Source organism: Wolbachia endosymbiont (group A) of Bibio marci (assembly GCF_947251645.1).
Taxonomy (GTDB): domain Bacteria; phylum Pseudomonadota; class Alphaproteobacteria; order Rickettsiales; family Anaplasmataceae; genus Wolbachia.
Map to the genome: position 1 here is coordinate 406,412 of NZ_OX366364.1, position 11,635 is coordinate 418,046.

The following is an 11,635-nucleotide window of genomic DNA, read 5'->3' on the forward strand; positions in this document are numbered from 1 at the left end:
GAGCAGATTTGTCAACGTTTGTATTCAACTAAAAGCTCTCTAGAGGAAAAGTTTAGAGCAGCCTCACTATTCTCTCCTTGGGCTATAACAGTCCTTTTTCCTTAAAACTACAATAGTCCGCACTTGCAACGATAATGTGATCAAACAATCTAATTCCTATAGTACTACACGCTGAAGCTAATTTTTTAATTGCTGCTTCGTCTTCATTAGATGGCTCTGCACTCCCTTCTATGTGGTTGTGCGACATTACTATTAATGTTGCATTTTTTAGCAATGCTTTTTTTGTTATTTCCTTTATGTACACTGGTGCCTTATCCACTGTACCAGTAAACACTTCCTCTCCTTTTAAACAGTACTTTTGATCCAAATATAGTATTTTTACCTTTTCCTTCTCTGAACAGCCAATACTCACCCTTAAATATTTTACGATGGTTTCCAGGTTATCCATTACAGGGCCTTCCTTTAACTCTTCTCTTGGTGCCCTCTTCGACGCTTCCCTAAGGCATAATATTACTGCTACTGTAGAGTCGGTTACTCCTTCTATAACTCTCAAGTCATCTACTTCCTGACCTAAAATTCCTCTTATTCCAAAACTATCTGTTAGTCTTTTAGCAATAATGCGAGCCTCGGCACTGTCATGCACTGAACTTAGAAACGTTTCTACTATTTCATGATTTAGCAAAGCACGTCCTTCGCTTTCCAATGCTCTAAACTCTATTTCTTCTCTACGATCTTTACTTTTATTGTTATTATTCATATAATATACCCTTCACTAATAATAAATTTTTTTTAAATATTTACTGCTGTTTTCTTAGCAGTATTGGCATAAAACCATCCATTTTGGCGGGAGTCAAGTCAATTTTTTCGATTTTTTTATTTATTTTTTATGGAAAGATAGAAAATATTAATAGTTAATTTCTTTATTTTAAACTTGCTCCGGAAGAGATGCCTATTGTTTGCAAAATAACATCAATAGAAATTCCTTCCTTCACCAGATCTTTTGCAACTTTGATCCTTTCTGCTTTTCTAACTTTTTCTTCGCAAATCCGTATGCCTTCAAACAAAGTGTTTATCAGCGCATGGCGTAATTCTCGATTCTCAATTTTTTTGTATTCTTCTATTAAACTCGGTAGCTCATTTTCTACCTCATCTTCTGTTGATCCAGGTAGTAGATCTACAATACTAATTGATAATGCTTCTGCTATGTCATATAATTTGTAAAGTGGAATAGTAGTTCGTCCTTGCTCATATTTGCCTATTTTATGACGTGTTATGCCGATTTTCTTTGCTAAATCTTCCTGAGAGTACTCTCGTACCAGCCTCCATTCTTTTATCTTTTTCCCTATTTTGTAGTGTATAGAACCATTGGTACATTCATTAGCGGATAAGCCGATTGTTTTTGAGACGATATCAACAGAAATTCCTGCTTTGACTAGATTCTTTGCTATTTCCATTCTCTCTGCTTTTCTACTACTTTTTTCACTAAGCTGGGCAGATTTAGTTAATAAATAAAATATCTTGCGTAATTCTTGATCATTAATTGTTTTATAATTTCTTACTAAATTTAATATTTCTTCTCCCTCGTCTTCAAGACAACTTTTTGATACTCTTTGTATAGGAATGAGATCTGTAATACTGACTGATAATGCCTCTGTTATGGCATATAGTTTTTCAATCGAAATTCTACGAGTTCCTTTTTCATATTGTAGTACTACCTGACGTGTTGTACCGATTTTCTTCGCCAAATCCTCCTGAGTATACTCTCGCTCCAACCTCCAACTTTTTACTTTTTGTCCTACTTTGTAGTCTAAAGAATTGGGGTTGCTACTCTTTTTCACAGCCTGCCACTTTGCCCATTCGTATACTAATGTCTTCTACTAGAATTGTTGCTTAAATAATTTCTCCCTTTCGCTTATTATTTGGTCGCTTTTGTCCTCAACCCCTCTCATCTCTCTTTCTCGTTCCTCTATAATAAACTTCATAACCTCATCTGAATATTTGCTCTTTCCACTTGCTAGTTCTGATTTTAACCTTCTTACTTTATATTCCAATTCTACAAACCTTTCTTGTCTCATTAGTAGTTCTATCATCTGATTTACTTGTAAGCGTAATTCCCCTTCTTCTAGAGCTCCTGCTATTTTGATCAGTAATAACTCATCTATTTTATAATTTACTTCAGATTGGGCTATAAATAAGTTAATCATTGCTCGTACATCAACAGGCTCGGCTACTAATATGTTAACATTGCTACACACAAAACGTTTTAAACTTATATTTTTTTCTAGATAATTTTTCATATCCTGCGATAATTTTTCCTTTAATTCTTCATATGTTCCTGACAGCAACATCTCTAATTCTTTAAAAAATTCAATCTCAATATCACCCGACACAAGAATCATTAGCAGATGTTTTACTAACTCTCTATCATCTGATTTGATTGCCTGATAAATTGCTTTTTCTCTATTCTCTTTCAAATCATAAAGTTCTGATGAATCACTAAGGCTAAATAAATAGTTTGTAGCTTCTCCAGAAGCATAGGCAATATTAATTTCTCTTAGTGGATGACCATCATTAAACTTTTCTAGTAACTTACTATCAATAGTTTCTTCTATCGCAACAGCCACTTTACTCAACTTCTTTAGCTGATCTATACCGTCTCTTGAATCTCTAGGTGTATTTTTAACTTCATTTAGCACCTTGCTATAAAGACTTTGCTTTTCCTCACTGCTTAATAATGCACAATGCTCCTTTAGCTGCTTGGAAGCTTTAGATAGAAGTTGTACTAACATATCTGCCTACGTTTTGTTGAAAATGCTCATGCTATATTATAGAATTTTTAATTGAAAGTAAACTTGTAGACTCGTATCTAAAATAGGTATCTTTGAGACTGCTAAACTCATTATATTCATTTGCTGGGCTTTAAAGGCACTTTATAGAAAAGTTGATAAAAAGATGAAAACTACATTTAAAGTATGAAATGCGATTCTAAGCCCACCTCTGAAGGTCATTTTTTCTCGAAGCTTAAAAAAACAAGATTTCAATATAAAAACGTTGAATATTTCTTCAGAATTGTGTATAATTATTAATGCTTTTTAGGTTAATTTCTCATGGCTCTTTCAAAATTTCTCAATGTGCGAAATGATTATGCATTTAAGAGAATATTTGGTACTGAAAAGAACAAAGACATTCTTATTCACTTTCTTAATGATATATTAGATCTTACTGATGACAACCAGATTAAAGATGTCTCCTTTCTCAGTCCCATTCAAGACCCTGTTATTGCCTCTCAAAAGCAAAGTATTGTTGATGTTCTCTGTGTTGATTCTACAGGGGTCAAAACCATCATTGAGATGCAAGTCGCTAAAACAAGGGGCTTTGAAAAACGTGCCCAATACTACGCTGCCAAAGCTTATTCAAGTCAAGCTGATGTAGGTGACCAGTATCATGATCTTAAAGGGGTTATCTTTATTGCTATTGCTGATTTTATCCTATTTCCTAATAAGCTGGCTTATAAGTCTGATCACGTTACTTTTGATAAGATGACCTTTGAACATGATCTCAAAGACTTTAGTTTCACTTTCGTAGAGCTACCAAAGTTTAATAAGACAAAAGAAGATCCATTAGAAAATATTGTTGAAAAATGGATCTATTTTTTTAAGCACGCAGATGAAACGAGCGAAGAGGATCTAAAAAAAATAATAGGTAGTGATGTAATTATTGGTAGGGCTTATGATGAGTTAAATCAATATAATTGGAGTAAAGAAGAACGTTTTGCATATGATCAAGCTAAGAAACGTACCGATGATTATTTATCTACCCTTGAAGAAAAACTTCATGAAGGCATCCTCATAGGCAAAGAAAAAGGCATCCTAATCGGACATGAAAAAGGCAGAAAAGCAGAGAAAATTGAGGTCGCAAAGAATCTACTAAAAGCAGGTGTTTCTATTGATATTATAGCTCAAACTACTGGTCTTACAGTTAACGAAGTCAAAGACTTAAGCTAATTCTATCTTTGGGTGTGATGAACATCTTTGTACTAGATGAAAACCCAGCAATTGCGGCGCAAATGTTATGTGATAAGCATATAGTAAAAATGCCATTAGAAACTGCTCAGTTATTAAGTAATGTTTTTTCAATAGCATTAAAAGTGCCAAATCCTTTTGTCAATATCATAAATCAAAATATAGAAGTTCCATATAAACTTACTCACAACCACCACCCTTGTTCTCTGTGGGCTAGACACTCAAAAGGAAACTTTAATTGGTTGATAAAGCATGGAAAAGAATTGTGCATAGAGTATAGCTTGCGATACAAAAGAACGCATAAATCCGAAGAAATAGTAGATTGGTGTGATAGTAATAAGGATTTGCTAATTTTTCAATCAGCAGATATACAAACTTTTATACAAGCACTGCCTGATCGCTATAAATGTAGTAGTCCCATAAAAGCCTATAGAGAATATTACCTAAAAGAAAAGATGAGGTTTGCTAAGTGGGAAAAAGGTAGAGAAGCACCAGGTTGGATAATCTGCTACACAATACCACAGCTAATATAGCTCATAAATAAAGAAGCCATCCAAATCGGACATGAAAAAAGCAGGGAAGAGGGCGAAAAACAGGCTAAAATAGCTGTGGCTAAAAATTCACTTAAGGCGGATGTTTTTATTGATGTTATTGCTGAAATAACAGGGTTTTCTGTTGATTATATTGAGAAAATTCAAGAAAAGAAGTTTTAGCCATAACGTTTTTTTTATTAAACCCTCTATTCTAGTAATTTTAATATTGCAATCCATTCTAATGTCTGCATAATGCCTTTTTTATATAAATACTTAATAGGAGGGGTTAATGCCAACACAGAAAGAGCTTCGGGCTACGATGTCCAAAAAATTACAGGAAGCTATTAAACATCCAGATCCAACAGTTGCTGCCGGGAGGAAGTCAGCTATCAAGAGATGGGTGGGAGTCCTTCAAGATAACTTTATGGAGCACATAAAATACTTTAAGGGTGATAAGTTGAAGTTTTTGCACAATGTATTCCAAGATGAAGGTTGCTGGTCAGGTGTAAGGTTGGATAATGCTGCTTTAGGTCAAAGGTTTACTGAAGAGAAAATAGGTGGAATAGATAATCCACTTCGCAAATATGAGATGGCTTGTAGTTACTGTGTAGTAGATAAAATTCATCCACTCTTTCAAAAAAGATTTGAATCTTATAGGAACAATTTTCCTCCTGGTGCATTTGATGGTAAAACTGAAACTGAAATTGGCAAATACGTACGAAACTCGTTACTAGATAGCATAAAGAGGAAAGGTCCTGTGTTTGATTTCTGGATCGATAGAGAATCTGGGGGATTAAAGCAACCAAGTAACGCGTCAGAAGGTTTTGACAGTGCTGTAAAACTTAAGTGGAGCGAAGGAGTAGAGTATTTTTATAATCATTTAAAAGAAGAAGATAAGGAAAAGAAACTTACAGAAGCTGTTATTGCTCTGTCTCGCGTTCAATCTGTTGAGAAAGACGCTCCTATTTTAGATTTTTGTGTAAGGAATATAGCTGACAAAGATACTCTTTTACAGAAATTATTGCAGAAGGATAGAGGGGTATATTTCCTTTTTAGTAGATTAATACGTTCATGTTTTTTTGATACGGTTCATGATTTGGTACAGTATTGGTGCTATAAAGGAATTTCAGCACGTGGAGATCATTCAGAGAAAATATTCTCACAGCAAAACTATGAGATTCTTCTTTCTTCACTTTCAGATACAATGTTGAACAATCCTGAATCAAATGTTCAAGCTAGATCTCTCATTATGGAGATTTGGCAGTGTGGTAGTTTTAGTGAATATAAAAAGGCTGCTATTATTGATACTTCAAATGATAGAATTCCTATAAAGGGTGTACTTGCAGAATTGATAATTAACTGGAAACGAGAAGACATTTATAAGTCTGATGAGGAAAAAGAAATAGAGAAAAAAGAAATACTAGATATGATGTTATTTGCTAAAAATAGCTTTCCTGAAAGGTTTGAGTTCTTTAAGGGAAGGATAATAAAAAGTCTTAGATTATGTGGTAGAGAAGGTAAAAGAGTAAATGTAGATTACGGTCTGTTTGCGGAAGAATTATTCTCTGAGTTAGAGAAAACAATTTTACCACCTGTAGGTGATGGTCCTTGGAATAATTTACGGTCACGATCTAAAGCTCATGGTAGTAAGGAAACAACTTTGCCAGTTGATGATGGTCCACAGTCTGAGCTTGGAACTCCTAGTGTAAGTGGTGTTTCTTCTTATAAGAAAAAAAGCGTCTTTACGCTTAGTGGTAATAAGTAATCCACTTATGAACTCTTGGTGTTTCTGGTCGTAGTAAATAAGGGGTATTTTGTATGAGTAATGGTGATGGATTTATTAGGAGTTTGGTGGATGGAGATCTTGAAGGATTCAGACAAGGATTTGAATCTTTTTTAGATCAATGTCCATCTTTTTTGTATCATGTGAGTGCAGGTCGTTTCCTTCCTGTATTCTTTTTTAGTATGTTTGCTACTGCACATGATGCTGGTATCTTAACTGCAAATGAGAGAGTCTATTTTCGTTTTGATAATCATGGTATTGATACAGGTGGTAGGAATAGAAATACAGGAAACTTAAAGGTTGCTGTTTCAACTCGTAGTCGTGACGGACAGCGAGTTGTCAAGTGTTACAGCATTTCTGATCGCCCTAACAGTAATGGGTTAAGGTTTAGTACAAGGGAGAGAAATGCTCTAGTGCAAGAGATTAGACGGCAAAATCCGAATTTACGGGAAGAAGACCTAAATTTTGAGCAGTACAAAGTATGCATGCATGGAAAGGGCAAGAGTCAGGGAGAGGCAATTGCAACAGTATTCGAGGCGATTCGTGAAAAGGATTTTAGAGGTAGAGATAAATTTGCCAAATATTCAGCATCTGAGGTTCATTTCTTGAGGCAATTCTTTAGAAATCGCAGATTAACAATTAAGGAAATAGAAGGAAGACAACTTAATCAAAATCAGCTCAGACAGCTTGATAGATCAGTCAATTTTGCACAGGTAGCACAAGGTCAACAAAGGATTGACAACTTTATGGAAATACTAACAAGTGATGACGAAGAAAATGTAAGAGATCCTCTCCGAGAAGATATTTTAGAATATATAACTGATACCTATAATAATTATAGAGCGCAGATAGAAAATAATATTGAAAATCGCAGTCAAAAATTTGAGAGTCACGGGTTTTTATTAGGTTTCTTAGCAAATTTTAGTCATCGCTACACAATAGGCATCGATCTTGACTTATCTCCTAGAAACTCACATGTTGCTTTTCTTGTACGTCACCAAGCAGAAAGAGAAAATATTCCTATTGTTGTTAATCTTGCTACAAGGGCACCGTCCAATATCGCATTAAACCGCGCCAGAAGTCACGCTGAAAGATTGCATGTTTTTTCATTTATACCTATCCATACTGAATCAAGAAATACTGTCTGTGTTGGATTAAATTTTAATTTAAATCTAGATCCTTTTAGTGTTGATACAGTAGGGCTTCAACAGGATAGATTTCCTTTAGTACAAAGATTGTTTGAGTATATAGAAGATGAAGAGGTTGGAGAGAATATTAGAGATTTCTTGCTTCAACATCTTCCTGGTGAAATACCAAGAAATGCAGATAATTATAACAGAGTATTTAATTGTATAACTGGTTTTACTTTTGGAAGTAGTGCTTTTGATAGGCACCCTTTAGAACTAGAAGAGGAAGACGAAGCACCTATAACAAAATACATATTTAGACATGGTGATGAGGGTTTAAGATGTTTAACTATGGTCTTTCATGCTGAAGGTTCTGATATAGTTATACTTCATATTAGAGCTCACGATGCGCAACAACAAGGAGCAATCAATTTAGAAAATCTTAATATTAATGGAAATAATGTTCATGTATGGGAAGTTTCATGCACACTTAATGACCAATTTGAGCTAGATATTGATCAACCAAATGACCTTGGTTTATATCACGATTACCAAAATAATAATGCAAATAATTTTCTTGATGGTGATCTTATACAAGTGCCTAATGTTGAAAATGTACATGGTATTTCAGAAAGAGTTATGGATGATGGCTGGCAAGATGTAGGTCAGCATGGAGAGCTGTTTCAAGAGATCTCTGGAATATTGATGCCACTTAGGGACGCAATAAATGTTAATAGTGAGGATAAGTTTCGTTCTATACTACATGGTACATTTTATGCTAGTGATAATCCTTATAAAGTGCTTGCTATGTATAAAGTTGGTCAAACATATAGTTTGAAAAGGGGTCAGGAAGAAGAAGGAGAAAGGGCAATACTCACAAGAACTACAGAACAGAGATTAGACCTTTTATTATTAAGACAATCTACGGAGAATGCTCCAGATACTCATCCGATTGTATATGTATTAGGATTTGCTAATAATGCAGAAGAAGTAGCACAAAAGGAGAATAACGCAAAAGATCGAATAAAAGAACTTATGAACAAGCAAAGAGGATATTTGCTTATTACTTCTGGAAATGAGGTGGTTTTATTTCCTCTTATATTTAATGCAGGTGCAGGGAAAGTAGAAGGTCTTATATCTATTCCAGAAGGAATAGGAAGAGAAGAGTATGTACATAGACTTGATCGTGGTGGTCGTGACTCAAGACCAGGAGTATTAGTGGGACCTGAAAGTGTTATTGATGAAAATCCACCAGAGGGTCTATTATCAGATCAGACTCGTGAAAATTTAATAAATTATATTCGAGAAAATCCCGGACGGAACCGGATTTTACCGTTTGATCTAGGTGATAATCGATGTGTTAGTATTATTACCTTCGAAGGTAGTATACAACAACTCCTAGAAATACTAAGGTCAAGAATAAGGGGAGGTGATAATTCCATTCCTACAGCACAAGAGATAAGAAGACAAATAAGAGATATTCTTAGAAATCAAGGGATAGAAGTAAATGATCTACTTACACTAGAATTTGCGACGAGAAATGGACATTATGATTACTGGCTTCAACAAATTGATATAGCTCACGCTGGAAGATTGCGATATCAGCTTCGTACTGAAGGTAATCACACTTTTGAAGTAGCTAATTTGGCAAGGAATGACGGTAACGAGCACATTGTTAGAGTATTAAATCAATTTAGGGAAAATGAAGAACAACAGCGTTTAACTTTAATCATTACTTTAAATAATACTCATTGGGTTACACTAGTGATTGAACGTCAAAATGGGAACTATGTTGGGTACTATGCTGATTCAACTGCTACTGCTGTTCCAGGTGGTATTACTGATATCATTCAAAATAACTTAGGAAATAATATCAGGATTAATAATGTTTCTGTTAGTCAGCAAACAGATGGTTGGAATTGTGGTTTATGGGCATTAGAAAATGCTAGTGATATTAATCGAGTTCTAAACGAAAATCCTGTTGGGCAAGTGCAGAATATCATAAATATAATACGCGATTTTCTTGGAAGAGGCCACCCAAACAGAGATAGAAATTACTTTCAGAACATAAGAGTGGGCATTTCACAATTATTCAGGAATGATCCGGGATTTCAAGATGTGCAATTGCAAGCATACATTCAAAATAGAGAACAAATTGATCCATTACTACGTACTTATCTAGAATTAGGATATCACAGAGTGGGAGGAGGGTGTGGACCAGTAGAAGCACCTATATCGCTTGGTGTTAGTGATTCCAGTAATTTTGGTGACCTGCCACAGTCGAGTTTAGAAGGTCCTGAAGCTAGTCGTGTTTCTGACCTTAGCAAAGGTAAAGGCGGTAAGTAGAGGTAATCGGTAGATGAAAGGAGTGTAACAAAAACCTTATGCATCAAGTAAAGATTGTGAGCAAATTTAAAGAAGTTAAGGTGGGTAACCTGTTTTTTTCTACTTGCAGCAATGTTTCAAAAAGTATATGTTTCGAGTTGGGTAAGGTTGAAGGAGGTTCTTAAATGAGCAACTATTAATTTGGTAGTGTATAACATTAATAAATTTAAATGATGCAGCCATTTCCAGCAACAAAAATCAGCTAGCGTGAGAAGATTTTTTCTTGGAATCGCGTGGTCTAGAGTTAAGATCTTGGATGTTTTGGAGCATCTTTAGTGAATAAGCATTTCCTCCATTTTCAAGTTTTCGGATCGAGGTTTAGAGAGTTTTTTACTATTTGTATTGCTCTGCCTCTGTTGCTCTGATAGTTTCTCCTTCTGAATATAGTATGTTGAAAATATTATGCCAGAGAGTATAATAAAATCTATATCAAATACTTTACAAGAAAAAGTGGTGGTAGAGGCAAAAGTGAACACTAATAAGAACCAATTTAAGGAAAGCGCATGCTAGAGTTTGAAAAAGCAGCAAGAATATTATTGAAAGGTTAAATGGCGTATGATATAATATATATAGTGTAAAGATGTCAATAATTTTATTGACATCTTTACATTAATAGTTCTTAAATGTTTAGTGCTGTAAAATTAAATTATTAAGTTTTGTGAAGGGAGTAAAAATGGTAGAAAGCTTTCTAAGTAAGAACAAAGGCAGTAATTTTATTGAGGGGACAAAAATAATGAAAAATTTTTCAGATAATAACAAAAACGGTAGCTCAATTTTCCAAGGAAAAATCAGGGAGCAAGATTTCTCTGCGGAGCAGAAGTTAAATGAACTAAAAGCAGCCGTAGAGAAGCTTTCCAGACAAGATTTACTTAGAAGGCTCGAGTGTGAGCGTCAGGCCTCTAGTTGTATCGATGAAATATCATCTCAAGCAGAGCTACATATCGGAGAAGATGATGATGAGGGTTACTTCAATTGTGAAAAACCATTGGGAGATTTCTGGAGTTTCTTTGAACCTCTCTTCAACCTTTTTGAAGTAAATGTAGATGATCCGAAAATCTACCAAATGCTCAAGGAGAAGAAAGAAAAAAATTGGCTTCTTTCGATAATTAAATTTATGCGTGACAAGCTTAAGGAGTTAATCAAGAAGATTTTTGCACGCGATTTAAGTTTCGATCAGAGGTTGGACAAAGAGATAAAAGAATTGCAGGAGAAATTAGGCAGTGGTGAGTTATCAGAAGAAGAGTTTGCAAGGGCGTTAGAAAGATTAACTGCATTGCAAGATCTAACGCCTACGACAATGTTACAAAAAATAATATAGAGTTCAAAAGCGTGATTTCTAGGGAGTTTCTGCGCTCAAAGGCAAATTGAAAGCTTGAACCTAGAAGCTATACGAAAAGTCTGGTTGGTAGAAGTCATAGTCCTCGCGATTGAGTGTCATTCTATAACTTCCCCCTTACTATTACCCACAAATATGAACGTTTGTTGCATAGCTCTTAATGGCATAATTTTTGCTTGAAATAACTGTTTATATGGTATAACTTACAGCTTTTAGTTGCTAAAATTATAACTCTTAATTTAATAATTTTAATCTAATAATCTTTCAAGTTAATAAAATTATTTGAGTAAATACAATACCATGTCTTTATTTGTGGGTAATAGTAAGATTTTTAATATTGACATAAAATTAGTTGCCAAGAATACTATAATAGAGTAGATGTGAGTTTTAAAATTTTGCAAAAATTTACAGCAAAAAAGTTGGAAGCAGAACCCTTTTTAACTCATCTT

At 34.5% G+C, this 11,635-nt stretch carries 7 protein-coding genes and 2 pseudogenes; 6 read left to right on the forward strand and 3 right to left on the reverse strand.

Features of this window, described 5'->3' with window-relative positions; all coding sequences use genetic code 11:
* Window positions 1-82: 82 nt before the first annotated feature.
* The 3 genes from OPR48_RS02295 to OPR48_RS02305 all read right to left on the reverse strand — a co-directional run bounded on the left by OPR48_RS02295 (window position 83) and on the right by OPR48_RS02305 (window position 2,789).
* On the reverse strand, window positions 83-757 hold the full coding sequence (locus tag OPR48_RS02295; protein ID WP_265026405.1) for a JAB domain-containing protein: 675 nt from the start codon (window positions 755-757) through the stop codon (window positions 83-85).
* Between the two features lie 163 nt (window positions 758-920).
* On the reverse strand, window positions 921-1,838 hold the full coding sequence (gene wmk, locus OPR48_RS02300) for a WO male-killing family protein Wmk (RefSeq protein WP_265026406.1): 918 nt from the start codon (window positions 1,836-1,838) through the stop codon (window positions 921-923).
* A 39-nt stretch (window positions 1,839-1,877) separates the two neighbouring features.
* Complete coding sequence (locus OPR48_RS02305) at window positions 1,878-2,789, reverse strand: hypothetical protein (RefSeq protein WP_265026407.1); 912 nt, start codon at window positions 2,787-2,789, stop codon at window positions 1,878-1,880.
* Between the two features lie 318 nt (window positions 2,790-3,107).
* Between OPR48_RS02305 and OPR48_RS02310 the strand changes: the two genes are divergently transcribed.
* From OPR48_RS02310 to OPR48_RS02330, 6 genes and pseudogenes are all read left to right on the forward strand, one after another.
* Window positions 3,108-4,004 carry an Rpn family recombination-promoting nuclease/putative transposase gene (locus OPR48_RS02310; RefSeq protein WP_265026408.1) on the forward strand — a complete coding sequence of 299 codons (897 nt, stop codon included), beginning with the start codon at window positions 3,108-3,110 and terminating at the stop codon, window positions 4,002-4,004.
* Between the two features lie 17 nt (window positions 4,005-4,021).
* Window positions 4,022-4,555, forward strand: a complete 534-nt coding sequence (locus OPR48_RS02315) for a pyrimidine dimer DNA glycosylase/endonuclease V (protein ID WP_265026409.1) — start codon at window positions 4,022-4,024, stop codon at window positions 4,553-4,555.
* Window positions 4,556-4,564: 9 nt separating this feature from the next.
* Window positions 4,565-4,735 (forward strand): annotated as a pseudogene (locus OPR48_RS07485) (pyrimidine dimer DNA glycosylase/endonuclease V); the annotation flags it as partial.
* A 109-nt stretch (window positions 4,736-4,844) separates the two neighbouring features.
* Window positions 4,845-6,320, forward strand: coding sequence for a cytoplasmic incompatibility factor CifA (locus OPR48_RS02320; protein WP_265026410.1), 1,476 nt, complete (start codon window positions 4,845-4,847; stop codon window positions 6,318-6,320).
* 53 nt (window positions 6,321-6,373) lie between these two features.
* The gene (locus OPR48_RS02325; protein ID WP_320109929.1) at window positions 6,374-9,811 is read left to right on the forward strand and encodes a cytoplasmic incompatibility factor CifB; all 3,438 of its coding nucleotides are present in this window, start codon (window positions 6,374-6,376) and stop codon (window positions 9,809-9,811) included.
* 712 nt (window positions 9,812-10,523) lie between these two features.
* Window positions 10,524-11,135 (forward strand): annotated as a pseudogene (locus OPR48_RS02330) (hypothetical protein); the annotation flags it as partial.
* Window positions 11,136-11,635 lie beyond the last annotated feature (500 nt).

Excerpts from the sequence above, each read along its gene's own strand:
- OPR48_RS02305 (WP_265026407.1), bottom strand. The coding sequence starts at position 2,789 with ATGTTAGTACAACTTCTATCTAAAGCTTCCAAGCAGCTAAAGGAGCAT.
- OPR48_RS02295 (WP_265026405.1), bottom strand. The coding sequence starts at position 757 with ATGAATAATAACAATAAAAGTAAAGATCGTAGAGAAGAAATAGAGTTT.
- OPR48_RS02310 (WP_265026408.1), top strand. The coding sequence starts at position 3,108 with ATGGCTCTTTCAAAATTTCTCAATGTGCGAAATGATTATGCATTTAAG.
- OPR48_RS02315 (WP_265026409.1), top strand. The coding sequence starts at position 4,022 with ATGAACATCTTTGTACTAGATGAAAACCCAGCAATTGCGGCGCAAATG.
- OPR48_RS02320 (WP_265026410.1), top strand. The coding sequence starts at position 4,845 with ATGCCAACACAGAAAGAGCTTCGGGCTACGATGTCCAAAAAATTACAG.
- OPR48_RS02325 (WP_320109929.1), top strand. The coding sequence starts at position 6,374 with ATGAGTAATGGTGATGGATTTATTAGGAGTTTGGTGGATGGAGATCTT.